The organism is Arthrobacter sp. SAFR-044 (genome assembly GCF_059414985.1).
This window is the reverse complement of record NZ_JBPFDN010000012.1, coordinates 61,848-88,807: the sequence shown is the minus strand read 5'-3', so window position 1 is coordinate 88,807 and position 26,960 is coordinate 61,848. Positions and strand designations below refer to the sequence as shown.

Annotated in this window: 16 protein-coding genes; 2 read left to right on the top strand and 14 right to left on the bottom strand. The window is 63.8% G+C overall.

The genetic code is table 11. The annotated features are described in order from the left end of the window. The first annotated feature begins 479 nt into the window (after positions 1 to 479). Positions 480 to 1,574, top strand: coding sequence for a glycosyltransferase (locus ACR65J_RS17250; protein WP_440171368.1), 1,095 nt, complete (start codon positions 480 to 482; stop codon positions 1,572 to 1,574). On the opposite strand, the gene ACR65J_RS17245 is transcribed toward ACR65J_RS17250, so the two are convergent. From ACR65J_RS17245 to ACR65J_RS17235, 3 genes are read right to left on the bottom strand one after another with little or no spacing between them, the layout of a single operon-like run. Continuing rightward, a complete protein-coding gene (locus tag ACR65J_RS17245) occupies positions 1,558 to 2,766 on the bottom strand; it encodes a glycosyltransferase (protein ID WP_440171366.1) in 1,209 nt (402 codons plus the stop codon). The genes ACR65J_RS17250 and ACR65J_RS17245 overlap by 17 nt on opposite strands. Beyond that, positions 2,747 to 3,598, bottom strand: a complete 852-nt coding sequence (locus tag ACR65J_RS17240) for a YveK family protein (RefSeq protein ID WP_440171364.1) — start codon at positions 3,596 to 3,598, stop codon at positions 2,747 to 2,749. The genes ACR65J_RS17245 and ACR65J_RS17240 overlap by 20 nt, the downstream gene beginning before the upstream one ends. A 44-nt stretch (positions 3,599 to 3,642) precedes the next feature. Continuing rightward, positions 3,643 to 4,881 (bottom strand): O-antigen ligase family protein, encoded by a 1,239-nt coding sequence (locus ACR65J_RS17235; RefSeq protein ID WP_440171362.1) that lies wholly within the window; start codon positions 4,879 to 4,881, stop codon positions 3,643 to 3,645. Positions 4,882 to 5,204: 323 nt separating this feature from the next. Here ACR65J_RS17235 and ACR65J_RS17230 point away from each other — a divergent pair, with 323 nt between their 5' ends. After that, positions 5,205 to 6,569 (top strand): hypothetical protein, encoded by a 1,365-nt coding sequence (locus tag ACR65J_RS17230; RefSeq protein WP_440171360.1) that lies wholly within the window; start codon positions 5,205 to 5,207, stop codon positions 6,567 to 6,569. A 307-nt stretch (positions 6,570 to 6,876) separates the two neighbouring features. Here the strand turns inward: ACR65J_RS17230 and ACR65J_RS17225 are convergent, their stop codons facing one another. The 11 genes from ACR65J_RS17225 to ACR65J_RS17175 form a co-directional block, all read right to left on the bottom strand. Next, positions 6,877 to 11,319 (bottom strand): DUF4082 domain-containing protein, encoded by a 4,443-nt coding sequence (locus ACR65J_RS17225; RefSeq protein ID WP_440171358.1) that lies wholly within the window; start codon positions 11,317 to 11,319, stop codon positions 6,877 to 6,879. Between the two features lie 392 nt (positions 11,320 to 11,711). After that, on the bottom strand, positions 11,712 to 14,417 hold the full coding sequence (locus tag ACR65J_RS17220) for a WecB/TagA/CpsF family glycosyltransferase (RefSeq protein ID WP_440171356.1): 2,706 nt from the start codon (positions 14,415 to 14,417) through the stop codon (positions 11,712 to 11,714). Positions 14,418 to 14,714: 297 nt separating this feature from the next. After that, positions 14,715 to 16,016: a M18 family aminopeptidase gene (locus tag ACR65J_RS17215; RefSeq protein WP_440171354.1), complete on the bottom strand. Its 1,302-nt coding sequence runs from the start codon at positions 16,014 to 16,016 to the stop codon at positions 14,715 to 14,717. Positions 16,017 to 16,038: 22 nt separating this feature from the next. Next, positions 16,039 to 17,445 (bottom strand): amino acid permease, encoded by a 1,407-nt coding sequence (locus ACR65J_RS17210; RefSeq protein ID WP_440171353.1) that lies wholly within the window; start codon positions 17,443 to 17,445, stop codon positions 16,039 to 16,041. 264 nt (positions 17,446 to 17,709) lie between these two features. Beyond that, the gene (locus ACR65J_RS17205) at positions 17,710 to 18,603 is read right to left on the bottom strand and encodes an ABC transporter permease (RefSeq protein WP_440171351.1); all 894 of its coding nucleotides are present in this window, start codon (positions 18,601 to 18,603) and stop codon (positions 17,710 to 17,712) included. Continuing rightward, complete coding sequence (locus tag ACR65J_RS17200; protein ID WP_440171349.1) at positions 18,600 to 19,526, bottom strand: ABC transporter ATP-binding protein; 927 nt, start codon at positions 19,524 to 19,526, stop codon at positions 18,600 to 18,602. The genes ACR65J_RS17205 and ACR65J_RS17200 overlap by 4 nt, the downstream gene beginning before the upstream one ends. 146 nt (positions 19,527 to 19,672) lie before the next feature. Further along, the gene (locus ACR65J_RS17195) at positions 19,673 to 21,169 is read right to left on the bottom strand and encodes a bifunctional phosphatase PAP2/diacylglycerol kinase family protein (protein ID WP_440171347.1); all 1,497 of its coding nucleotides are present in this window, start codon (positions 21,167 to 21,169) and stop codon (positions 19,673 to 19,675) included. 22 nt (positions 21,170 to 21,191) lie between these two features. Further along, positions 21,192 to 22,406 (bottom strand): MFS transporter, encoded by a 1,215-nt coding sequence (locus ACR65J_RS17190; RefSeq protein ID WP_440171345.1) that lies wholly within the window; start codon positions 22,404 to 22,406, stop codon positions 21,192 to 21,194. Beyond that, positions 22,403 to 23,176 carry a DeoR/GlpR family DNA-binding transcription regulator gene (locus ACR65J_RS17185; protein ID WP_440171343.1) on the bottom strand — a complete coding sequence of 258 codons (774 nt, stop codon included), beginning with the start codon at positions 23,174 to 23,176 and terminating at the stop codon, positions 22,403 to 22,405. Before ACR65J_RS17185 ends, ACR65J_RS17190 begins: the two co-directional genes overlap by 4 nt. Positions 23,177 to 23,225: 49 nt before the next feature. After that, positions 23,226 to 24,908: an ABC-F family ATP-binding cassette domain-containing protein gene (locus ACR65J_RS17180; RefSeq protein WP_440171341.1), complete on the bottom strand. Its 1,683-nt coding sequence runs from the start codon at positions 24,906 to 24,908 to the stop codon at positions 23,226 to 23,228. 25 nt (positions 24,909 to 24,933) lie between these two features. Continuing rightward, positions 24,934 to 26,922 carry a penicillin-binding transpeptidase domain-containing protein gene (locus ACR65J_RS17175; RefSeq protein WP_440171339.1) on the bottom strand — a complete coding sequence of 663 codons (1,989 nt, stop codon included), beginning with the start codon at positions 26,920 to 26,922 and terminating at the stop codon, positions 24,934 to 24,936. Between the last annotated feature and the right edge of the window lie 38 nt (positions 26,923 to 26,960).

The window sequence follows — 26,960 nt, the reverse complement described above, 5'->3', positions numbered from 1 at the left end:
GCAGTAACCGGGGAACCTTTGAAGGCCTGGTGGGGACTGCAGGACTACTGACTGCAGCCGGGTTTTGGGAACGGGCGGCTGTGCAGGCACAACTCGCCGCCCGCTTCGCCTGGACCGACCACACCGGGTACTTCGGCCATCAAGGGCTGGAAGAAGTCCTGTGTAAGCTCCGGTTCTCGATTGCACAACCGCCACCTGCACTCCGGGGGCGAGCGTCGGAGCGCCTTGTGGTCCATGTCGCCACGCAGCTGTACGGTACTGGCGGTCACACGCAGAGCATTGCCCACTGGGTCCGTCAGGATCCAGGCTCGCGCCATCAGGTGGTTGTTACCCGCCAAGGCAGTACCGAATGTCCGGCCAAAATTACGGCATGCCTCTCTGATCCCCACGACCTGTTCCTCCTTGACCGCGGGCCCGGCGGGCTCATCAGAAGGGCGGCCACACTGCGCAGGATCGTCGCTCGGGCCGACGTTGTTGTTGTGCACGCCCATCCGCACGACGTCGTCCCCTCCATTGCGTTGGGCGTTCCCAATGCGCCTCCCGCCGTCTACGTCAACCATGCCGACCATGTCTTTTGGCAGGGGACATCGGCGGCCGCCCTCGTCTTGTGCCTGCGTGGGAGCGGACGGGATCTGACCGTCCACCGCCGGGGAGTTGATGCGGACCGCTGCCTGGTGGCCAACAGGCCACTCGAAATTGCTCCCGCCCAGGCAACTGAACGAGCGCAGAGGGCAGCGGCACGGAGCGGCTGGGGCGTCCCGGAGACCGATTTCGTGGTGGTGTCCGCCGCGGCGGCCAGCAAATACGACCCCGTCGGTACGGACTCCCTGATAGGCCTGTTCCGTTCTTTTCTGCTCCGACGGCCGAATGCGCGCCTCCTCGTCGCAGGCCCCGCTCCGACCGGGGCCTGGGCTGCAGCGGCTGCTGCCACCAACGGAAGGATCCGGGCCGTCGGGAGGCTCACCAGCATCTCAACGCTCTTATCCGTTGCCGATGCATACGTAGACTCCTTTCCATTCTCTTCACTGACATCAATGCTGGAGGCCGGAGCACACGGGCTACCGTTGGTGACTTTCCGGGGCCATCCGGCAGAATGTGCGGTCCTTGGATCGGATTCACCGGGCCTGGAGGACCTTCTACTCGCGCCGTCAACGCCCGTGGGGTTCGTATCCGTCCTGACGGAACTGGCAGATTCGGCTTCCACCAGGATGGCGCGGGGGGCAGCCACCCGCGAGGCAATAGTCCAGGGCCATAGCCCTGCAGCCTGGCGGAACACAGCGGAACTGGTCTATGCCAAGGCCGATCTGGCGCGGATTGCACCTGCTGCACCACGTGCGACTCTCTGGGGAGACGGGCCTCTCGACCGGTTGGTGGGCTTGGTGCAGCAGGAAACCGGATTTGCCGGGCTGGACGCGGCATGGGCTGACATCATGCCCTTCCTTGGAACATCACTGCGCATCAAGCAGTGGGCCGCCTGGCGGAAGTCACCCCATATGGGCCTGGCGCAGTTGGTTCCGGACCGGAGCCGAGCGTGGGCTTCAGACACGCGCAGGCGCCTTATCCGACCTTCATAGCGAGGGGTGTCGAACGGGGGGTGCGGTAGTGTGCCTCCGCCGCATCGACACTGGGCCCCGTGAGCAGCCATGCTCCGGTATTTTCATGGAACCCCAGGATGACCCTTCTTCCCGCCAATGATCCGACCACCTCACGGGCAGCATCAAAACTGATATTTGTCACGGCCACGGTGGAACCCGGCTCCTGGGCGGACACCACGGCTGCAATGGCGGCCTCATCGACTGTCAGGAAGCTGAAACGGACACCTCGCCTGCTCAGCTCCAGGGGTTTGCCCAGTTCGTGCATGCCGGAACTCTCGGGAAGCGCACTGATAATCGTGGCGGCGCCGACGCCGGCGGCGGTACAGATGTCGTCGATGTCGCGGCGAAGGTCGCCCAGGACCGTCACAGGGCGCACTGCGGATCTGTTACGGAGCTTGTGGGCAGAGACAGATTCCCGGAGCCATCGGTACCGCCATTTCTGTGCCGTCAACAGCCTGCCAAAAATGGCGGGAACACCAGCGCGTTGCCGCACAGTACCGCACGTGGTCACAATCGGCAGCTGATCGGGATACGCTCCCGCTATCCACTGATGTGCCTCAGCCAACCGGTCCAGGTTGATGGTGAGGCTGTTATGGGTCAAGGGAATGTTGGCCACCACCACCCGGCTGCCCATCGACCGAAGCCGGGCTCCATATTCGACCGCGTACGCATGCCATGCAAGGTCCGGCTCCTGGCTGAGCGCATGCCGGAGAATTTGATCCCGCCGCACCATGAAAAGGACCTCATCCAGACTGTCTACGTCCGCAAGGCCGGCTTCCTGGCGACCGGACAAGACGATGCGGTCACGGATCAGACCCAGGAGGTGGCCTTGTCCGGTCATTCCGGTTGCCCCGACCATGCCCAGGGACAGATCTGCCATTAACGCGGCGGCGACCTTTTCCAATGCGGGGATGGAGTGGAGGAACACGTCCTGGTGGACAAAAACCACTACATCGTGACGCGCCAATGCCGCACCATGGTTTAAGGCGGCTCCGGCGGAAGAGAACTGCCGCGCCGTATTGTCCACTGGCAGGTATTCGATGTCCGGGGCATCGGCGTGGCCTGCCGCGACGGAGGCCGTAAGGCACTCTTGAAGCACTGCTGGATTGTTGAAGACACAGACAACAGAGACCGGGACCCGCCGCTCTTGGTCAACGTTTGGCTGGGACATCAGAGCCTCGCTCCTCAAAGGAAAGATCCTGCAGCTCGTGCTGGGGCAGCAGGAAGGGCGCATCATGCACGGTTGCCACAGATGGCTTTGGCTTCCGGCCTTCAACTGCCTTTGCCGCGAGAGCCGTGTCCGCTCCCGGTTCCTGGTCATCGTCCACGGAGGGGGCGGCCGGAGCGGCACGACGGTCGTCGGAGCGCCTGCGCCGGGACAATGGCTTGGCCTTATCCGCGGCGTCCTTTCGGGCAGCCCGCGAACTTTCCAGCATCCTCGCGATCGAGACAGCACCGAAGAGGAGGATGACGCCACCGATCAGCACCACGATCATGGAGCGAAGACGGCTGGAGAACTGTTCTGTTGCCTTGCTTGGCGGGTCAATTTGAAGCGCCGTGAACAGGTAGCGGTCGTCTGCCCCGTTGACCTTTTGTGCGTCCTTCAACTTAGCGGTGAGATGCTGGCCCAGGGCTTCCGCAGTCGAAATAGCCAACTGCGGGCTCGACCCCGTAGCCTCCATCCTGATGAGTTGTCCTGCACCAGTAGTGGCCGGCAGGGTCACGGTGTAATCCGGTGACAGCCCGTCGGCCCTGAGCGAGTCAACGACGTCACTCGAGCTCAACTTCGTCGCCATCACTTGCGTGATCAGGGAGCTATCCGCCGAGCGCAAGTAGGGGTTGTCCGAGTTGGCGGACGCGAGTGCGGGGTCGGTACGCATTTCTTCAGTGCTAGGGACCCGGGGGGTCACGAGAACGTAGACAGTCGACGCCATGTAGCTCCGGGGCGCGTAAAAGAATACGTAGGCGGCCGCAACCAGCGTGAGCACCAATACGGTAATCATCGAAGCTTTGTGGCGCCACAGGATTTTGAGAACCGAGACGGGAGTCATGGGAGCCTTTCAGATTCTGCAAGGTCGGAGCCTTGTTCCTTGGTAGTAGCGTTGTGCACCCGCCGCTCGCCGGCAACGAGCAACCAGACCGTCCCGGAGAGCCCGACGCAAATGGGATACACGAGCGCGAGCACGGGGAAGCCCAGTGAGTCAAAGGCCGCCGAAGCGGGGGCTGCCACGAGGCAGGCTGCCGCAACTGCTGCGGCAAGAGTCTTCAAGCATTCTTCCTTGGCGTTGAACGCTGCCAGCCACGCCGCAAGCCCTGGGACAACCATGTACAAAAGGAGTGCCAGGAATCCCGGTACGCCCATCTCGACGATCGTTTTCAGGTACTGGTTGTCCAGGACCTCGATGGCGTTCCGCGTCAGGTAGGCGCCGGGGCCGATTCCAAGCCAGGGCCGTGCGGACACCATCGCTTCCACGCGAGGATAATCCTCGAGCCTTGCGGTGATGGAAGGGTCGGCCGTCCCCGCTGTTACGGACCCAAACAGCGTTGCAACGAATCCCGGCACTGCCAGGAACAGGAGTGTCGCAGCACCAGAGAACCCCAGGACCGTCCACTGCCGTGATTTGGACGGCAGGAAGGGGAGGAACACCAACGCCACAGTCAGGACCCCCAGGACCGCGGAGCGGGAGATCGTCGCGGCGATAGCGAACACGATGAATCCCGTCCCCGTCCAGTGCAACCATTTGCGGCCCGCCCTGTCATACAGCGCGCGCCACAGCGACAGTGGAAGGAGCATGGATGCTATAACCCCGAGTTCAATGGGATGGAAGGTGCTGCCGGCAACCCGCAGGAAGCTGCCGCGTTCCTGGAACGGCTGGTTTCCGCCGTTGTCCTTGAAACCGGGAAGCACCCCCTGAAACCACGCCATGGGATCAACATGGGTGGTGAACTGGAAGGCCGCCACGATGCTGCAAAATACGGCACCGCGCAGGAGCGCACGAACCAGCATCATCGCAGCGTCGACTGTCCGCGTCGTTTCAGTTGTCACCAGCACCAAGCCGGACGAGGCGACCATCAGCAGCATCCAGCGGTCCGCAGCCGCCCGCGTTGCATCGGTGCTGCCCCCGCTGATACCTACATACATGGCGGCATAGGAGGCGCAGGAGACCGCAAAGAGGGCAATCAGCGCGAACCGGCCTGGATGCTCCCGGTCGATGGTCTTGTGCAGGCCGAACATGACGGACGTTGCCCACAGGGCGAAAACCAGCAACGCGAGTATGTGTGCCACATAGCCTGCGGCACCCAGCGGTTCCAACACCAAATTGGACGGAAAAACAAAACATGCCACAGTCGTCACCCTCAGCAGCAGGGGTGGCTTGTTGTCCGCACCATCAACGTGCAGGGGGGCGTCCAGTCGGACTTCCGCACCCAGCACAGACGAAGCTCGCAGATGCTTTCCCATATACCCCCAATCTTCCTGCCGGGGTTGAAATACCCTTACCGACGCAATGTTCAGGGTGATAGCGTAGCTCCAAAATGCTTATTTGTCGCCGAATATTCCCCATTTATTCCGTATGACATTTGACTCATGATTTTACGACAGGAAATGCGATGAGAAACTTGCTCGAAGCGCCGGGAGTAACCGCTCGGGGAATGCGCAATTCCACAAAATTTATCAAAAAAACCACAATTCTATTGACTTTGCTTTTGGCAGCCCCATGCATGTCATCGAGTACCGTGACTGCATCCCCAGCATTGGCTCAAGATCCCCTTCCAGACGGAATCACCATCCTCGGCGTGGATGGCGGGGCTGGCTTCTACGGCAGGTTCTCGCCCACATTGCCGGCTGACCACAACTTTTTTCCTATTGGAGTGTGGTTTGAAAGTGTTTTGCAGGCATCGGACGTTACGTCAGACCGTGGTGCTGGCCTGAACACCTATGTGCAACTCACCGAAGACTCGAACGTGGGGCTTATTCGAAGCAGCGGCCTTCATGCCCTCCCTTCCGTGGCTGTTCCAGGTGCCTCCGGGTTCGTTGTTTCCGATGAAGTGGACATGTGGGCCGGCGGGGGAGATTCGACGTGGACCGGGAGGTCCCAAGGGGAAGGTGTCATCTGTGATCCAGCAGACTCCGAATGTGGCTATACCGTACAAAGTGCCCTGGTGAAGCAGTTCCCGCCCCAGGCCTTGCTCTACTCGAACTACGGCAAGGGCGTCACATTTCAACTGAAAAATCCGCAGGCAGCCCAATTTGTCAACGGCTATCAGGACGTTGTCTCCGCGGATAACTACTGGTTCACTGACCCCTATATATGCAGTCATGTGGAAGGCGGCGCTGTATTCGCCAACGGGCGTGACTTGAGCGACGAGGAATGCCGCACGGGCGCCCACTATGGCTGGACGGTTGACCGTGTCCGGTCACTTGTCCAGCCAGCAGGTTCCAAACCGGTGTGGGCTTTTGTTGAGGTGGGCCATCCATTTTCCGAAACTGACTCGCTCACCATCAGCCCCGCCCAGCTACGGTCAGCGGTGTGGAGCAGCATCATTCACGGCGCGCAGGGAATTGTCTACTTCAACCATAATTTCGGCGGCCAGTGCCAGTCCCAACATGTGCTGCGGGATGAATGCGGCACCGCCATACGTCCTACGGTAACTGCAGTGAATCAACTCATAACTAAGCTGGCTCCGGCGCTCAACACGGGTTCGATAACAGGACTCATCACCGCAAGCAGCAAGGACGTCGACTTTTCCGTGAAGGCCAGTGCCGGCCAGTTTTACGTCTTTGCGGCGTCCACGCGTCCGGGTCCCCAATCGGTAACCTTCTCTGTACGCTGCGGTGGACCAAGCGAGGCAGAGGTACTGGATGAAAACCGTTCAGTGGCAGTGGCGGACCACACCTTTACAGATAGCTTCAGCGATGCTAACGCGGTCCACATTTATCGCCTCAGCGGTGGAAACACCTGCGGTCTCGGCTAGGCCAAGGCCTCGTATCCCTCACTGTACGCGGCTTGCGACACCGGATTGTGCCACGGACCGTCCAACTCTCCGCTTCCTGTACCCGTCGACTATGGGGTGGTGACCTCCACGTCCACCCAGTAGTTAGTGGCATTCCAGGTGGGGAATCCTCCTTCACCGTAGGCCTAAACCGTTGGGACCACTGGTACCGTCCATCGTGGTGAGGGATGGCACCCTCAGGACCCATCCACCTCCCTGCCAGGGCTCGGCCCGCGACACCGGATTGCGCCGCGGGCCCTTGAGCTGCCCTGCCTGTTATCCCCTCCTGCTACGGGGTGGTGACTTCCACATCCACCCAGTAGTTGGTGGCGTTCCAGGTGTTGCTGGGGAACCCGCCTGCACCGTAGGCGTAGACGCCGTTGGGACCGCTGGTACCGTCCGCCAAGCCGTGGAGGACGCCACTGTCCGCTGACTTCCCGGCGAAGAACGCACCGTCTGCCGAGTAATACCCGTTGGGCGCCAGGTAGGAAACCACGTAGACCGTATTGGCGCTGATCGGAATTGGCGTTGCGAACGTCGCCCGTTGCCAACCCGATGCGCCCTCATTGGTGAAGGTTACGGACCCCAGCAGTTGTCCTCCGGAGGTCCAGAGCTTACCGACGTGTGTGCCGGTGTTCTGGGGTCCCTTGTAGAACCGGACGGCCGTTACGGTGGCGTTGGTGTCCGCTGTGAACTTCATGCCCAGTTCCACTGATGAGTTGTCCTGGGCGGTGACGGTGGATGGAGCCGCGGTGGGGGCAAATACGGTACACGGGCAGCCCGCCGTTGGTTGCGGGGCTGTCGTGAACGACCAGGTGTACGAGGACGCCATGGCCAGTCCGTTGCTACCCGTGGCCCCGGATACGGTGGCGGTGAATGTTGTGCTGTAGGCCAGCGCAGCTGCGGGGGTAAACACCGAGGTGTTGGTCAACGTGTCATAGCTGAGCGTGCCCGGAACGTTCGCGTTCGCCGCGTCCTTGACGTTGAAGACCACAGTGCTCGGGTCAACTGCCCTGTCGTACGTCGCCTTGACCGTAGTGGAGGTGGCGATGTTGGTTGCACCGGCAGCCGGGGATGTGGATGACACCGTTGGCACAGTGGACGAACTGGATCCGTTCAGCACCACATCAACCCAGTAGTTGGCATTGTTGTAGCTGCTGGATGGGAAGCCGGACGTACCGTAGCGGTACACGCCGTTGAGTCCATCCACCCCGCTGGCAAGGCCGTGAAGTGGATAGCTGTCCACACCTTTCGTGAAGAAGGCTCCGTCCGCCGAGTAGTGGCCATTGGGTGCATAGTACGAAACGATATAGGTCGTGTTCGCCTGGATGGCCACGGGCGTGGAGAAGTTTGCCTGCTGCCAGCCGGAACCTGACTCTCCGGTGAAGGTGATGCTCGCCAGCAACTGTCCTCCGCTTGTCCAGAGCTTTCCGGTATGCGTCCCGGTGTTCTGGGAGCTCTTGTAGAAGCGGACACCGGTAACGTTCCCGGCAATGTCCGAGCGGAATTTCATCCCGAGTTCAACGGACGATCCGTCCGGCTGGTCGATGGTTCCGGGCAGTGCGGCCGCGGCAAACACGCTGCATGGGCAGTTTGCCGTGGGCTGGGCCACCGTGGTGAAGGTCCAGCTGTATGGCGCGGTCATTGCCTGGCCTGCCGCGTCTGTGGCCCCGCTGACAGTCGCCGTGTAGGTGGTGTTGTAGGCCAAGGCGGAGCCCGGCGTGAACGTCACTGTGTTCCCCGAGTAGCTGCTGGTACCAGTCACGCTGGTGGTCCCGGCTTGGAGGGTGAAAGTAATGCTATTGGCGCTGACCACCTGGTTGAACGTTGCGCTCGGCGCCGTATTGACACCAACTGCCGTGGCTTTATCTGCTGGCAGCGTTGACGTCACTGCGGGCGGAACAGGTGCGGTGGTGGTGGTGAATGTCCAGGAGTATGGGCTTGCCATCGCTTGGCCGGAACTGTTCGTGGCACCGCTGACGGTTGCCGTGTAGGTGGCGTTGTACGCCAGCGGGCTGCTGGGCACAAAAGTGGAGGTGTTGGTTGCGGAGCTGTAATTGGTTGTCCCCGGCACCGAGTTCAGGGACGGATCCAGCACGCTGAAGACCACCGAAGTGGGCACCACTGCCTGGTTGAACGTCGCTGCCGGTGTCACGGAGAGGGGTACGCCAGTGGCCTGGCCGGCTGGCGAAGTACTGCTGACGGCCGGAGCGGGAGGCGGTGCCCCGGTGGTGAACGTCCAGCTGTAGGGGCTGGCCATGGTTTGCCCGGCCGCATTGGTCGCGCCGTTGACGGTCGCCGTGTACGTGGTGTTGTAGGCCAGTGCGGCAGAGGGGGTGAAGGTGACGGTGCCTGAGCTGTAGGCGGCGGTGCCCGCAACCGCCGAATTGTCCGGCTTCTTCAGCGTAAACGTGATGCTGCCGGCCGTCACGGCCTGGTTAAAGGTGGCTGACGGCGTTTTGGCGATTGCGACGTTGGTGGCGGCATTGGCAGGGTCCGTTGAAGAGACTGCGGGCGGCACCGATGCCGACGGAACGAACTTGACGTCCACCCAGTAGTTCTCGGCGTTGTACGAGGACTGCGGGAATACGCTGCTGGCCCCGTAGGTGTAGACGCCGTTGCCCGAGGTGGGGGTGTTCCTCAGCCCGTGCAGCACTCCGCTGTCCAAGGATGAGTGCCCGGCCGGCATGGGCGACGGGTTTGGATACATGAAGCCGGCTGCCTGCGCATAGTGTCCCTGCGGAGCGAAGTAGGAGACCACATACGTGGTGTTTGCCGTAATGGCCACGGGGGTGGCGAAGGTGACCGTTTGCCAGCCGGTTGCCGTCTCACCTGTGAAGGTTGCCGTGGCCAGCCGGGTTCCACCCGACGTCCACAAACTGCCGACGTGCGTTCCCTTGTTCAAGCTCGACTTGTAGAAGGAAACGCCGGTGACGGTTCCCGCGGTCTGAGCGGTGAACTTCATCCCGACTTCCACACTTCCGCCGTCGCCGGAATCCGGCCTGTCGGGAATCATGCTGGACCCGAAGATCGAGCAGGGGCACGAAACGTTAACCGAAGCACCGGACCCCGGCACCTCGGTATTCCCTGAGTCGTCCGTGGCGCGGGTCTTCACGGCCACGGCCGGGCTGCCGTGGACCGTCCACGTGTAGGTCCAGTTGGTGGTGCCGGTTGCCGGGCGCCAAGTGGTTCCCCCGTCGGTGGAGACTTCGACGCCGGCGACAACCCCGCCGACATCGGACGCCGTTCCTGACACGGTGACGCTGGAGCCATCGGCCAGGGTCTGGCCGTTCAGGCCCGATGTGATGGTCGATACAGGACTGATGGTATCGGTGGACTTTGAAGCGGCCACCAGTCCCGTCATCAGGGTGGTTGGTTGGACACCCATGTCGGCGAACAGGTTGACGGTAGCCTGCTGCATGTTCTTATCGGGAGTGCTGGTGGGAATGGTGAAGTTGTCCAGGCCGTAGGCCCACTGGACAGTGCCGGCGCCAAAAACAAGCGCGCCGCTGGGAACCCGATACATGATCAAGTTGTGAGTTTGGGAGGACGCGGCAGTGGTACTGCCGTAGTCAGTGAACGCCTCGGGCACGGACACCGTGGTGGACGACAACTTGAAGGCGCCGGCGGGGCGGAAACCGTTGTCAGCGTCAACGTCCCATTCGTAACCCAGCGTGTCCAAGCCGCTTCCGAGGGTAAGTGACTGCGTTCCGGTCAGCTTGGCAGCTGCTGTGTTACGCCAGATCCGCATCCCTGCATACTGGGCCGGAACCTTGATGTCCGCGGAACCGGAATTAACCAGGAAGAACTGCCCGGTCAAGGAGTTCTCCGGGTTTCCGCCCCCGGACGACGTGCCAAAGCGTGGGTCGCGCCAGGTCCCGGTCCATTCCACAGGGTCTACGGGCGCGTTGTAGTGGGTGTCCTTATATGACACGAGGGTACGGCCGGCCGTCTGGCTGCCATCAATCGAAGCCTCCCAACGGGTCCGCCAGAACGCCTCGTTACCGCTGAAGAATGCCAGGTTGACTCCTGCATTCCGGGCGGCCTCCACGTTGGTTCGTTGTGTTCCGCTCCAGTATTCATCGTGCCCGGAGGACATGAACATCTTGTGGTTGAGCAGCAGGGGGCCGCGCGTTGCAGTGTCAAGCCCGCTTATGTAGCTGACGTCGTATCCATTCGCCTCCAGGAAGCGAATCATCGGGTACTCGGTGTCCATCAGCCAACTGTGACCTTGGTCGCCTGTGGAGAGGAACGGCCTGTTGTAGGACACCTTGAACGCCGACTTGTAAGCCTGCGGATTGCCAGTAGGGCACGCAATCGTGCATTGGTAAAGGCTGTTGCCGCCGTAGGTGTTGTAGGCCTGCCACGTCGTGTCGGAGGTTTGCACCACCATGCCGCTCTTGCCGGCGTCATTCCGGACCACGAACGGGATCATGCTGTCGCCGCCCGTATCGTTTCGGACGAGATGGGCAAAGTACACCCCCGAGACGGCCGACGCCGGAACAGTCCAAGTCGCTGAAATTCCCCAGTTCCCGCAGTCGACCAAGCCCGTTCCCGACTGGGTCAGGCAGGCGGGCTGGGACTGCGGCAACTTTACTGCGAGTGGGATATTTGCGGCGACCTTTCGCGCTCCATCTCCCTGATAGTAGCCAAATCGGAGAATGTCGATGTGGTAGGCGCTGGCCGTTGTCTTGATCTTGAAACTGATGGTTTCGCCCAGGTTGAGGCTCATCGACGTTCCATAACCCTGGATTGACGAGTCGCCGGATCCCGCAACTTCCCAGTCCGAGGAGGGCGTGCCAGGCAACGAGTTTTCACAGGCGATGGCGCTGGCAACGGGCGGCGTGCAGGCATCTGCGTGAGCCGCCGGCGCCTGGGAAAGCGTCGAACTAAAAGACAACATCGTGGCGACAAGAAATAGTACGGAAAAACTCACTGCCGAACGCAGCCTGCCTTTAAAGGGCCCTGATTTCGCAAACACTATAACTCCAATTCGAGACATGAATAGCCGTTTGGCGACAGATGCCCGCCCATCGCTTTGTACGAATATGCGGCCATTTAGAAATGTAGAATTAGAACTTCATGGGTACTTCTGGGATTTCAACCACAGCCGGCTCCCGGGGACTATAATCCATAATTCCGACTGCTTTCATCCCGCTCCCAGGCTGGGCTCTTGCGGCGTCGGGCGGCACGGCCGGCCAGCGCGAAAGCGGCATACACTATGGCATCCATCGCCGAGCTGGGACCCTTGATTGTCTGGGCTAGTTGCCCCGCCGTCCGTCCCGCATGGGCACCTGGAATATCGCGGAGTTGGGAGTTCCCCCTATACACGCGCTTCAGGGTGGAGAGCAGTGCGCCGGCGGTCCGCGGGGTGCGTACTATCACCGGTTGGCCGGCAATGGTGGCCTTTTCGGAGGCCGCGAACAGTCGGTCGACGTAGCAGTCGTCGGCCGTGACGGGCGGGAATTCCGCCAGCCGTTCATGTCCCCTGCAGCTTAGGCCGTAGACCCCGGCCCCCCACATCGATGCCGTTGCTTGGGGAAGTCGGTTGCGTGCTCTGTAGTAGGCGCGAACCGCCCATGAAGCGCCCGCAGTGTCATAAGCGAATGCCGGCCGGGCGCACAGAGGCCCGTCGTCGTCAGCCAGTGCCGCCAACGTGGCACGGAGCGCCGCCGCCGGTACCTCAATGTCGGCGTCAAGATACAACCGCGGCCAACTGCCAGCGGCTTGATCCCCGGCGTTGAGGGCAGCAGTCTTGGACGCCTCCTCCACACAGATAACCCGAACGCCGGGTACGGAACCAGCCACTGCTTCTGTCCCATCCGTGCATCCGTTACAGGCAACTATCACTTCCACATTCCCGCTGGCTATGGGCGCCTTGAGCGCTTCGAGCGTCCGTCCCAGTACCGAAGCTTCGTTGTGCGCCGGAATGATCACCGAGCCGAAAGGGAACTCCTGTTCCTGCTCCGCACGGCACGGGTAAGCGACAGCGTGCGGCAAATCGGCCCACCGGGATTCCAAGGCAATCAGACCCAGGATCCCTCTGTGACCCGGCAGTGGAGCCCGCAGCATGGCAGCAAGAAGGACGGCGGCACGAAAGAACCGCGCATACCCCGTCCGACGGTACTTGCGTGCATACCGGATGCGGTTAGCTTCCATCAGTGCATCGAGGGAAGGTGAACTCCCGGATGCACCACGGGAGTGAACCATGGCTGCCCGAGGCTCGAACCAGACGGCCGCCTTGAGGTCCCGGACGCGGTGCAGGTAGTCAGTCTCTTCCGAGTACAGGAAGTAGGATTCGTCCCAGTTGCCGACCTGTTCAGCGATGTCGGACCGGATCAGAAGCGCAGCCCCCGTGGCCCAGTCCACCTTGTGCGGGTGGGCGTAACTTTCCACATCGAAGTCGATCTCCGTGAGCCATCCCGGACGCCGTTGGAACCTACTTCCGAAGAGGGCATCACCCAACGCGCGCGAAATGCTCGGCTCCCGGCGAAGGGAGGGGTAAACGCTTCCGTCATCGTCCCGCAACAACGGCACCACCACTCCCGCACCGGTACTCCTCATGGATTCCCGAAGGGTCCGGACCGCATCCGGACAAAGGCTGAGATCGGGATTCAGGACCAGGTATGCGTCCGCACTTCCCGCTTTCGCGTAGGCCGCATTGATGCCGCCCGCGTACCCGAGGTTCCCCCCGGTAGCGAAAGCGGTCACACCGGGAAACTGCCCCAGGCAGGAAAGCGTCGCCGGGTTCGGTGAGTTATCCGCAACCACTACCTTGATGGACTGGTCCCGTGTCTGAAGCCGGAGGCTCTCCAGCAGCTCACAAACGTCCGCGCCATTGTTGTAGGTCACCACCAGGGCGGCAACGTCCGCGTGTTCGTCGGCATGTGCGAAGCCGGCAGCCTTGCTTCGGTCTTCGCGAATCGCACCGGATAGGGTTTCAGGGACACCGTCAGTTGGGGTGCCCGGGGCTCCATCTGCACTGTGGCGACGGAGCTTCAGGTAGGCTTCCGGTCCTTCGATAACGTATCGTTTGGCAAGCCGTCGCGGTTCCATGGCCAGCCGCCAAGCCCATTCAAGGCCCATGTTGCTGATGGGGGCCGGAGCGCGCTGTATGTGGCCACCGAGGAAATCGATGACGGCCCCGAAAGCAAGCAGCACATTGGCCCCGGTTTGCTTCCCATACTCCCGGATCCAGAGCTCCTGGCGTGGTTTACCCAAACAGACCACCAGTATCTCCGCTCCGGCAGCGCGGATCTCTGCACACAAGGCCGTGGAGGCGGCGGAATCAGTTAGCACTTCACGGGGGGGAGCCCACCACCCCGCCACGCGAAGGGCGGGCCGCTCTGCTGCGAGTCGGGTTGCAACCAATTGATGTGTTTCCCGGCTCCCGCCCAAAAACCCGATGGACCGCCCCTGTACCGTGGCTTCATCGAGGACCTGCTCGATCAGATCACTCCCTGCAAGCCGGGTCCACCGCTGCCCTGTGAGCTCCTCCGCCTTGGCCACCAGTGGGGCACCGTCAAGCAGGGTCAGCCACTCCAACGCTGGTATGCCCAGAGTTCCTTCCCACCGGCTGCCGGTCCCGAAATGGTTCACGTGGTCCAGGTTCGCCGACACGACGCCCAAGGGCACTGCGGCGCCACCTGCGGCACGTTCCATGATGGCCGCCAGGGCGCTTTCACGGCTCATCAGGTCCACCCGGACGCCGCCGAGCGTAACAGTCCGGTTCAGTGGTCCTGCAAGGCCCGATGTTGCCCGCGAAGTCACCAACCCGGCCATCCCGATTTTGTAAATGCGGCGGGGCATGCGTCCAAGTGCAGATGTCATTCCAGCTCCAGGGCTCACAGCGCAGGGGCCCGTGGGCCGGAACCGGGGTCTGCACTCCCCACTCCAGCCAGCGCCGGCTTACCGGCACAGCACCTGTCGCATCGGTCAGTTGTCAACGGGCGCCATCAGTCGGCAGGCCTGCGAGGACCTGGCATGCCGCCCGGAACCTGGACCGCATGCCCAACGGCATCCGTGTTTTCAACCGTAGGTGTTGGAAATACCCCCATCAGGAGAATAGGGGCTACCTATGTGGGTCCCCACATCAACTGTGCGGGGGTACCTATCGCAGGAAAGGAACTACGCCGCAGTCCCGAAAAACAGCTCCGTAACGGCAGCCAGGCGAAGGGGATCCTCCACACCGCACAGCTCGCGGGCGGAGTGCATGGACAGCAGCGGCACGCCCACGTCGACGGTCCGGATCCCGAGCCGGGTGGCGGTGAGCGGACCGATGGTGGAACCGCAGGGCATCACGTTGTTGGAAACGAATTCCTGGTACGGTACCCCGGCTTCACCGCAGAGCCGCGCCCAGAACGCCGCACCGCAGGCATCCGTGGCGTAGCGCTGGTTTGCATTGATCTTCAGCAGCGGGCCGCCGTTCAGCACGGGGTGGTTGGCGGGATCATGCCGCTCGGGGTAGTTCGGATGCACTGCGTGGCCGGCGTCGGCAGAGAGACAGAAGGACGCCGCCAGGGCCTGGCGCCGCTGGCTCACCGTTGCACCCAGGCCGTCGGAGATGCGCACCAGGATGTCTTCCAGGATGGGTCCGCACGCACCGGAACGGGAGTTGGACCCGATTTCCTCGTGGTCGAAGGCAGCGAGCACCGCAATGGGACCGCCGGCGCCTGCGGAACCGGCGTGGTCAATCAGTGCCGCCAGGCCGGCGTGCGTGGCCGAAAGGTTGTCCAGCCGCCCGGATGCGAAGAACTCCCCCTTACCCCCGAAAACTGCCGGTATCTGCGTGTCCGCAATGACGACGTCGTACCCGCCGATCTGCCCCGGATCGACGGAAGCGCCGGCAACCGAAGCGGCCAGGACGCCCAGCAGGTCCGAGTCCGTGGGATTCCCCAGGCCCCAGACGGGGTTCATGTGCCGCTGCTTGTCCAGGGTGAGACCCTCGTTCACCGCCCGGTCCAGGTGGATGGCCAGCTGGGGGAAGCGCAGCAGCGGTCCGGTGGCCGCGAGGTGCTGCGTGCCATCGAGCATCACCAGCCGGCCCGCGAGCCGAAGTTCGCGGTCCAGCCAGGAATTCAGCAGCGGTCCACCGTAAATTTCCACCCCGGCCTGCAGCCAGCCGTGGGCACCCGTGGTGGGTTTGGGCTTGAGTTTGAACGACGGCGAATCGGTGTGCGCGCCGAGGATGTTGAACCCCGTGGCCGGTCCCGCCCCTTCCGGGACCACCCACGCGACCAGCGCCCCGTCGCGGATCACGAAAAATGATCCGGCACCGCCCTCCCAGGGCTGCAGTTCATCCAGGCGGATGAATCCGGCTTCCTCGAGCCGCCGGCCACCCTCATGCGCAGCATGGAAGCTCGACGGCGATGCGCTCACATACGCGCCAAGGTCCTGGACGTGGTCTGCGGCAGAGGAAGGCAAAGGCATGGTCCCGAGTCTAGTGCCGCGCCTACTCAGCCGGTGCCGGGGCAGCCTCCGCTGCAACGGCGGGCTGGCCAGCGCCCTCTGCACCCTTTCGGCGGTAACGGAGCACGCCCACTGCCACAACCACGGCGGCCAATGCCAACGACAGCAGCAGGGATTCCCGCGTGGATTCCACGATCACCATGCCAATGAGCAGGGCCACGATGCTGATTATCGCTGCCCAGGTGAGGTACGGGAACAGCCACATCTTCAGCTGCAGGTCCTTGGCTGCGGCACCCATCCGCCGGCGGAGGACCAGCTGCGAGGCCGAGATGACCAGCCACACGAACAGGGCAATGGCGCCGGAGGTGTTTACCAGGAAGAGGAATACGGTGTCCGGTGCAATGTAGTTCAGGCCCACGGTGACGAAACCGACCACCGTGGAGGCAAGGACAGCAGCAGCGGGAACGCCGCGGCGGGAGATGCGGGTCCACGAGCGGGGGGCGTCACCACGGGTGGAAAGTGAGAACAGCATGCGGCTGGCGGTGTAGAGGCCGGAGTTCAGGCACGAGAGGACCGAGGTCAGCACCACGACGTCCATGATGGTTCCTGCGCCGGGGATGCCGAACAGTTCGATGACCGCCACATACGGGCTCTTGGCCACGGAGGCGGAGTTCCACGGAAGCAGCGTGACAACAACGGCGATGGAGCCAATGTAGAAGACCAGGATGCGCCACACGGTCGACTTCACGGCCTTCTTCACGGCATCAACGGGGTTTTCGGATTCGCCTGCTGCGATGGTGGCGATCTCGGCACCGAAGAAGGAGAAGACCACCACAAGGATGCCGGCCAGGACAGCACCCGGGCCGTTGGGCATGAATCCGCCGTTGTTGATCAGGTTGCTCAGTCCGGGAGCGGGAACCCCGGGGACGAGGCCCAGGATGGCGGCGGCGCCGAAGAGCAGGAAGAGGACGATTGCCGCCACCTTGATGGAGGCGAACCAGAATTCGAACTCGCCGTAGGACTTCACGGAGCCGAGGTTGGTCAGCGTCAGCAGCACCATGAGGACCAAGGCCCAAACCCACTGGTCAATGCCCGGCACCCACCGGTGCATGATGGCGGCGCCGGCGGTGGCCTCGATGCCCAGGACGATGATCCAGAACCACGCGTAGAGCCAGCCGATGCTGAACCCGGCCCAGCGCCCCAGCGCCTTGTCTGCATAGGTGGAGAAGGAGCCTGTCTCAGGGTTTGCTGCAGCCATCTCGCCGAGCATGCGCATCACCAGGATGACCACCAGCCCGGCGGCCGCGTACGCCACGAGGATGCCCGGGCCGGCCTGCTGGATGGCTGCCCCCGAGCCGACGAAGAGGCCTGCACCGATGACGCCGGCGATGGCGATCATGGACAGGTGCCTGGGTTTCAGGGACTTTGAAAGTTGCTGGTCAGCATGCATGGAAGCGCCGTCCTGTTGGGAAATAGCATGGGTTGAGCGACGTACCTTGGTGGACCCCGGCGGACCGTGTGATGCACCACATCGTTGTTTCACCCTAGATCCGCCATTATGCGCCCTGCTTTGTGCAGTCCAACAGATCTGATTCCCGCCAACAGGACGGCACTCCAAGCGGAAACACCAAGGAGCAATAAAAGTTGCCTTTCAGGCATATTTGTAATGTGCCCGAAACCACGCGCCCGGCGGGGTGGCGGAAAGAGGAGGGGGCTACACGTCCCGGCGTTTCAACAGGACGGCGGCGAGCAGGACGGGAATGACCACCCAGGCACCCAGGACCATTCCGGCCTGCCATGCCTCCAAGGTATCCGGGACGTGCTGGGCCGCCGTCAGCGGTTCCACGGTGTTGCCTGGCAGGTACTTACGCGCCTCCTTGAAGAAGTCCCCTGGGATGAGCTGGAACGCGATGGGGGCCACAAAGAAGATGCCCACCAGGCTCATAATGCCGCCGGCTGAATTCCTGATCAGCGTACCCAGGGCCATGCCGATGGCGGCCACGGCTGCCACATAGACGCTGTTGACCAGGAGGAGCTTCACGGACTGCGAACTGCCCAGGTCCAGCTTGAGGCCATAGTTGTCCAGGATGGGCACTGCCACCAGTCCCGCCACCCAGGTGGAGACGGCGGTAACCACGAAGGATGTCCCCATCACCACCACCAGTTTGGCAGCGAAGGCCGGGAGGCGCCGGGGTACCGCTGCAAAGGTGGACCGCGCCATTCCGGTGGTGAATTCCGAGCTCATCAGCAGTACGCCAAGGGACCCCAGGATCAGCTGGGCGAAGGCGATCCCTGACGTGGGCACGCTGACGGCAAGGTCTCCGCCCTGGGATGCCATCCGGGCCGCAGCCTGCGGGTCCCGGTTGGCCGCATCGGCGAACTGGCCCGTGCCCCATGCAGACAACGCGCCAAAGCCGACCATGACCACAGCGGTGGAGGCGAGCAGGATCAACGTGGAGAGAAGGCTCCGGAACTTAATGACCTCAGAGTTGAGGACCCGGATAAAGGTGGGGCCGGGAAGGGACCGTCCGGTGTTGCGGGAGCCCGGCACGGCGGGGGAGGGTACCGGCTCGCGCGGAGGCATGGATTCGGTGGTCGTGGTGCTCATGAGTGACTTACCTCCGCAGCGGGCAGTGAGTGGTATTCGACGTCGTCCTTGGTCAGCTCCATATATGCCTCCTCGAGGCTGGCAACCAGGGGCGTAAGTTCATACACCATGACCTGGTTTTCCAAGGCGGTGGCTGCGATGGCCCTTGGTTCGAGGCCTGCTACTTCGAGCAGCTCCCGTTCCGGAACCTCGACGGACGCACCCCGTACGGCAAGCAGCTGATGGAGGCGGTCGGGTTGGTCGGTGCGGACACGGACCCGGGACTGGCCCTTGCCGGTAATGATGTCCCGGATGGGGGCATCCGCAATGACCCGGCCGCGGCCAATGACGATCAGATGATCTGCCGTTTGTGCCATCTCGCTCATGAGGTGGCTGGAGAGGAATACGGTGCGCCCCTGCCCGGCGAGGTACCGGACCAGATTCCGCACCCAGACCACGCCCTCAGGGTCCAGGCCGTTGACGGGTTCGTCGAGGATGAGGGTCTGCGGATCCCCCAGCAGGGCGGCAGCGATACCCAGGCGCTGGCCCATCCCCAGGGAGAACCCGCCGGCCTTCTTCCGCGCCACCGCTTCCAGTCCGGTCATCTCGATCACCTCATGCACCCGGGCTTTGGGGATGCTGTGGGTGGCTGCCATGGCCAGCAGGTGGTTGTAGGCGCTGCGGCTAGTGTGTACGGCCTTGGCATCAAGCAGGGCACCCACCTCCCGCAGCGGTGCCTTGTGCTGAGCGTAGGGCAGGCCGTTTACCCTGGCGGACCCCGACGTCGGCCGGTCCAGCCCCATGATCATGCGCATGGTGGTGGATTTTCCTGCCCCGTTGGGTCCCAGGAAGCCGGTGACTTGCCCTGCCCTGACGGTGAAACTGACACCGGCCACGGCGGTTTTGGCGCCATAGACCTTTGTCAGCCCGTTTACCTCGATCATGAATCATCCTTTGAACGGCAGCGGACGGCTGCAGACGCTGCGGGTGCGGATACCTTCCCCACGGTACCGAGGCCGCCGCCGCTTTTCGCCGCTTTCAGGGATGATTCAGGGGAGAATCAGGGTAGCCATCCACTCTGCCGGCAGCGCTACCGGCGGGGCGAGTAGTACCTCAGCGCCCTGGGCCGCACCGCGTAGGCCACTTTGCGCACGCCGGCCAGCGCTTCTCCGTCCACTGCCAGCGCCATGGGCGCCCCGCCGGCGTCGATCCCCACTTCCCTGGCTTCCCGCAGGTGCGTGATCCTGGAACTTGCCACAGTCCCCGTCAGTACGGACCACAGCAGCCGGAGCCGGGCGAACGATTCGTCAGCGGTAATCAGCCGGACGTCCAGAACCCCGTCATCCATCACGGGCCGAATCAAGGGCGCATGGTCCCGCGGATAGAAGCGGCCCCGCCCCAGGTACGCGATCCACACTTTGTGCCGGACGCCGTCCACGGTGAGCGTGATGGGGGTGCCGGCAGCGAAGGTCCGGAACATGGCCACAACGCCGGCCAACGGCTTCCCGAGTGCCGGCCGAAGGTGCTCCCGGCGCCGCACAAAATTCGGGTAAAGACCCACGCTGGAAGTGTTCAGCATGACCAGCTCCGACACCTCCGGGTTTCCGGCCAGTCCGCGCTCCGCGGTGACCACGCCGAGGTCCGCCAGGGCGGCTTCACCCTTGCTGGCGGCCTCCACCGCGTCCTTCAGGCTGCCCGTGCCGGCATCCCGCGCAAAGTGGTTCAGGGTCCCGCCTGGCAGGACCAGCAGGGGAATGGAGCGTTCGACGGCGGCAGCGGCCGCCGCGCCCACCGTCCCGTCACCGCCCCACACACCCAGGGCCAGGGTGCCTGGAAAGTCGGCAGTGGCGGCGATGCGCTGCACCAGGTCTTCGTCAGGCTGCACGGTATTTATATGCGCCTTTGGAAATACTTCCTGCAGCGCTGACGCGGTTTCCTCCTTGAAGGAACCACCCAAGGTGTTCACTACGATGCTGAGTCCCTCACCGTCCGGCAGCACAGGGGCGTTGGTCCACGCGCGCGATATCTGCGGGATGGGCGGCCGGACAGGCCACCAGTGACGGGTCACCAAGGCAGCGCCGGCACCCAGCGCCGACCCGAACAGGACATCCGAAGGCCAATGCGCGCCGGTGTGAACCCTTGAATAGGCCACACCCAGGGCGGCCGGGGCCAGGGCGGCGCCCAAAGCCGGGCGGACCAGGCCTGCCCCCACCGCGAACGCCACAGCTGACGCCGAGTGCCCCGACGGCATGGAGGAACTCTTGGGCTGCGGATGCACGAAACGGAAAACGGGCAGATGCTCGGGCAACGGGCGTGTCCGGGGGAGCAGGGTCTTGAACACCACGTTGGTGACGGCGGATGCCACGCCCTGGGCGATCAGGCCATGCAGCGCAGCCCTCCGCGTTTTTCCCGGGAAGAGCGCCATGACCGCTGCCGCTCCCATCCACAGCTTGCCTTGGTTGGCAGAGGCAGACAGGCGGCGGAAAAAGACGTCGTGATTGCCTCCGGGCAGGCTGGATACATGTCTTAAAAGGTATCTATCGAGGCTGCTGATCCACGTCCGGCCCCGTGGCCTGGTGCTTTGCATCTGATCACCCTAACCCCATCAGCTACTCCCGCTCGGCAGGCTCCTGCCCCACGGGCAGCGGCCTGGCCGCGCCGGCAAGGAGCAGCGCCACCAGGATCGGCGCCATGATTGCCAGCAGTGCGGTGTGGATGCCGGTGAGGTCCCCGAGGTAGCCGAGCAAAGGCGGGCCTGCCAGGAATGATATATACCCCAAAGTGGATACGACGGACACGCGGGCCGCGGAGTGCTTGGGGTCGTCGGAGGCCGCGGACATGCCCATCGGGAAGGCCAGGGCGGCACCCACTCCCCAGAGGGCCGCACCGATTCCGGCCCCCCAGATGTTGGATGCCAGCACGAACAGGCCCAGTCCTGCGGCGGCGGCTGCCATGCTGGCCCGAAGTACCGCCACCCGTCCGTACTTGTCGATGACCCGGCCGCCAAGGAACCGCATCGCGGTCATTGCCAGGACGAACAAGGCAAACATGAGGGCGCCGGTTGATTCGGAGGTGCCAAGCCCGTCCACGGAGGCCTTGGCTATCCAGTCGTTGCCGGCCCCTTCGGTCAGGGTGGCGCCCAGTACCACCACACCGATGAGCAGGGTCCGGCTGTCCCGCCACGCCGACGGTCCCTTAGCCGGTTTCGGCTCCCCTTCCAGGGGGGCAGTCGATATATGCGGAAGGAAGTAACGCGGCACGGTCAGTGCCACCAGCACCACCACGGCTGCGATCACCAGGAGATGCAGCGGCAGGTCCACGCCCAGGGTTGACAGACCCGCCCCCACGAGGGCGCCTACGAAAGCCCCGCCGCTGAAGGCCGCGTGGAACTGGGGCATGACGGTCCGGCGGAGCTTATGCTCCACGTCGGCCCCTTCGATGTTTTGTGCCACATCCCAGAGGCCAATACCAATGCCGAAGAAGAACAGGGACACCGCGGTCCCGGGAATGGACGTGGCCAGGAGTGACACGGCAATGCCCACTCCCGCGGCCGCCGCGAGGAGCCCGGCAAAGCGCACGGTGTTGGCCGTTCCTATCCTGCCCACCACCAGGCCGGCGGTGGGCAGCGCGAGCAGGGAGCCCACAGCCGTGCAGAGAAGCAGCGTGCCCATTTGGCCGGAGGTGATCTGCAGCGTCTGGGTGACTGAGGGGATCCTGGCGGCCCAACTGGCAAAAACAAGTCCGTTGATTCCGAAAACCACGAAGGTGGCCACGGCGGCGGCCTTCAATCCTGCCTGCTGTTCCGTACCGGTATTGGTGCTCATACGCTCACTACTTCCACTGAGTATTTTTCGAGTTCGGCTTTGTCCTGTGCGCTGAATTTTCGGTCCGTGACGATGACGTCCACCCGGGCCAGGGCGGCAACGACCACACGGGCATGGGCCTGCCACTTCGCGGCTGAGGCGGCCACCACCACACGTCCTGCTGATTCCAGGCCGGCTGTCTTGACTGCTGCATCTTCAAGATCGTGGGCAAGGAGGCCATCCTTGAAGTCCACGGCACAGGGCGTGAGCACTGCGGTATCAAAGCGCAGCGACCTGATATTGGACTCGGCCAAGGGTCCGCGGAAACAGAGTTCGCCGGGTACCACGCTGCCCCCGGGCAACAGCAGCGCCGGGCGTGAGCCCTCGGCACCGTCCCCTTCAGCCGCCGCGTTGAGGGCCTGGAGCGACATGGGCATCAGCGTCAGCTCCCTGCCTGCCACGGCCCGCGCCACCGCGGTGGCGGTGCTTCCGCTGTCGAGCCAGACGTGTTCGCGGTCGGCCAGGAGGCCGGCGACGGCAGCCGCAATCCGCTTCTTGCCGTCCCGTTCCTCCAGCTCCCGCTGTCCGTACCCAGGGTTTTGCCCCTGCCCTATCAAACTCCTGGCCCCGCCGTGGACCCTTCGAAGCACACCGTGGCCGGCGAGTACCTCCAGGTCGCGGCGGATGGTGGCACCGGAAGCGCCGCACGCCTGCATCAGCTCTTCGACGCTCACCTCTGGCCGGTGCCGCAGGACGTCGGCAATGGTCCGGTGCCGCTCATCCGTCTTCATGATCAAATGCTATCAACTCTTGATCATTTGATCACGGAGGATGGACACCTCAGCGAATACGCTCTACCCGTTGTTCGTCCCACACCGGTTCCGCCGACTCGTACACTTTTCCGTCCGAGCCGAACACCAGGAACCGGTCGAAGGTCCGGGCGAACCAGCGGTCGTGGGTGACCGCGAGGACCGTCCCCTCGAAGTGGTCGATGGCGCGCTCCAGGGCTTCGGCTGAATGCAGGTCCAGGTTGTCCGTGGGCTCGTCCAGCAGGAGCAGGGTGGCACCGCTGAGCTGCAGGAGCAGGATCTGGAACCGTGCCTGCTGGCCACCGGAGAGGGACTCGTACTTCTGCTCCGACTGGCCCGCAAGGCCGTAGCCATCAAGGGCGCCTGCTGCGGCCTCGCGGCCCAGCCCAGACCTGTGCTCGTCGCCGCGGTGCAGGATTTCCAGCAGGGTCTTGCCCAGCAGATCGGGGCGGACATGGGTCTGCGCGAAGAAGCCGGGCCTGATCCGCGCCCCGAGCTTCACGGTCCCTTCGTGCGGGACCTCCGCTATTTCGACGTCAGAGACCGGCAGGTGTTCGCGTTCGGGGTCGGTGCCGCCGGTGGCGAGCAGCCGGAGGAAGTGGGACTTGCCGGACCCGTTGGATCCGAGCACGCCGACGCGGTCACCAAACCACACCTCGGTGGAAAACGGCTTCATCAGCCCGGTGAGCTCCAGTCGTTCCGCCACGATGGCGCGCTTGGCGGTCCGGCCGCCCTTGAGCCGCATCTGGACATTCTGCTCAATGGGCAGCGCCTCGGGTGGCCCAACTTCAAGGAACTTTGCCAGCCGGGTCTGGGCGGCGTGGTACCGGTTGGCCATATCGGAGCGGAACGCGGCCTTGTTCTTGTACATGTTGACGAGTTCCTTGAGCTTGATGTGCTCCTCGTCCCAGCGCTTGCGCAGTTCTTCGAAGCGCGCGTTCCGGTCCGCGCGGGCCTCGACATAGGAGCCGAAGCCACCGCCGTGGATCCATGCCGCGGCTCCGTTGATTCCGGGCTCCAGGGTGACAATCCGGCCGGCAGCGTTGTTCAGCAGCTCACGGTCGTGGCTGATGAAGAAGACCGTCTTCTTTGAGTCATTCAGTTTTTCCTCCAGCCAGCGCTTGCCGGGGACGTCCAGGTAGTTGTCCGGCTCGTCCAGGAGCAGGAGGTCGTCCGGGCCGGCGAACAGTGCCTCCAGCACCAGGCGCTTTTGCTCGCCGCCGGAAAGGGTCGACGCCGGGCGGTGCTGCGCGCGGTCAAAAGGGAGTCCCAGCGCGGCCATGCAGACCTCGTCCCAGACAGTTTCGACGTCGTAGCCACCGGCATCGCCCCAGTCCACGATCGCCTGGGCATACCGCATCTGGGTGGACTCGTCGTCGTGCTCCAGCATGGCCGTCTCGGCTTCATCCACCTCGCGGGCGGCTGCCGCGAGGGCCGGGGGAGCAGCGGACACCAGGAGGTCCCGGACGGTGGAACCGTCCCGTACCTGGCCCACGAACTGGCGCATGATGCCCATGTTTCCGGAGCGCCCAATGACGCCTTCATCCGGAACCAGGTCCCCGGCGATGATCCGGAAGAGGGTTGTCTTGCCCGTTCCGTTGGGCCCGATCAGGGCGGTCTTGGTGCCGTCCGGAACCTTGAAGGTCACCCCGTTCAGGAGCTGGGTGCCGTCGGAGAGGAAGTAGTCAATGCCGGAAACGTCAATATGGGCCACGCCGTCAATCTTCCCACGCCCGTCCTTAGCCCGCGGCGGTGAGGAACTGCTTCAGGAGGGGGCCTGACGTGGTGGCGCCCAGGCCGCCGTCCTCGACGAACACGGCCACGGCCAGGTCTCCGTGGACGGCCACGATCCAGGCGTGGGTCTTGGGCGGATTTTCGGTGCCGAACTCGGCCGTTCCGGTCTTGGCGCCCACCGGAGCACCGGGGACGCTGGAAAGGAAGCCTGCATGCCCGGAGGTGACCACGGCGCGCATCATGTCGGCCAGCGCTGCCGCCTCCGCTGCGGTGATGGGCTTGTCCGACGCCGTGGAGGGCGCCTCAGCGGTGGCCGTCGCCGATGCTTCGGCTGCTGGAGCGGTGGAGCCTGCTGTGGTCCCGACGGCGGGAGCACCGTCGTCGGGATTCAGGACCAGCTGCGCCGAGACCGGGGCGCCCTTGGCCACCGATCCGGCCATGATCGCAGCGGCCAGGGGCGACAGCAGCACCTTGCCCTGCCCGATCATGGAAGCGGCGTGTTCCGTGCCCTGGGCCTGGCCGGGAACGGACCCCAGGAAGGCTTCCGCACCAAGTTTGGGCGCCTCGACCGCCACCCCCATGGACGTGGCGGCGGCTTCAAGCTGGCCCTGTGAAACCGCGTCGCGCTGTGAGATGAAGGCGGTGTTGCAGGAGTGCGCAAAGGCGTCCCGCAGTGTGACTGCGCCCAGCGAGGTTTCGGGGTAGCCTTCGGAGTTCTTGAAGGTCCGTCCGTCCACTGTGAGCGTCGGGGTGCACTGGACGGTGGAGTCCGGAGTCATTCCGTTGCGGAACATCGCCAGGGAATCCACCATCTTGAAGATGGAGCCGGGGGCGTACTGCCCCAGCATGGCCGTGTTGTAGCCGTTGCTGCCCGGCCCCGAGGCTGCGGCCAGCACGGCACCGGTGGAGGGACGGAGGGCCACGATCGCTGATGCCGGACCCACTTTTTCCAACGTGGTTTCGGCCAGCGACTGCAGCCGGGGATCGAGCGTGGTCTTCAGCGGCGTCCCTGGCTTGGGCGCCACCTGGAAAAGGACGCGCCGTGGATCCGTTCCCGCGGACTGGATCTGTTCGCGGGTCAGGTCTGCCCGCTGCGCGCGGATCACGACGGCGTCTGATCCGCGAAGCTGTTCGTCATACTGCTGCTGGAGCCCGCCGATGCCCGTGACATCACCGGGGAGCAGGGCGCCGTTTGATGCCTCAATCTGCTCCGCGGAGGCTTCACCCACCGAGCCAAGGACCGCGCGGGCAAACGTCCTGCTCGGGGCCAGGGGGATCGATGCCGGAATCCCGCGGGCGCCGGGAATGGCCTGGATCTGCTCATCGGAGATAGTGCGGCCTTCTTCACGCAGCGTGATCGCTGGAACGAAGGCCTGCGCGCCGGCCGCTTTGACCTGCTGCACATAGGCGGCCGGGTCCACCCCTACCAGTGCCGCCAGCTTGCCTGCGGACTCGGCAGGGTCTGCGGCACCCAGCTGGGGCTTGTCGATACCCACATTGACCACGGGACGGTAGGTCACCAGCGGGACGTCACCGGCACCAAGGATGTCAGCGCGCTGGGGGGACTGGGATCCCTTGGTCACGATCTCGCTGTCCGCGAGGCCGGGGGCCAGGATAGCCGGGTCCCAGACGGTGAGCCACTTGTCACCGGACTTCTTGAAGTTCGCCGAAATGGTGTATTTCCACTCGGCATCGCCGAACTTCCAGGTGTAGTTCAAGGGTGCGGAGGCTTTGTCCCCGTCCAGCGTGAGTGCGCCGGACTGGACCGCGGGCTTTTGCGGATCCAGGGCGGCGAAAACCTGGTGCAGCTGGTCGTTGGCCGCTGCGGCGTCCTTGCCTTCGAAAGCCACAGACCCTACGTCCAGCGCCGAGACCGCGCCGGCCAATTGTTGGGCCGCGGCTTCCGCCCCGGATTTTCCGTCATCGCAGGCCACCAGCGAGGTACCAAGGATGAGCCCAGCTATGGCAAGCGAAAGTTTTGTTGATTTCCCCATGGCGCCATTATCCCCCGGGCCGTCCTGCTGCGGCGCCA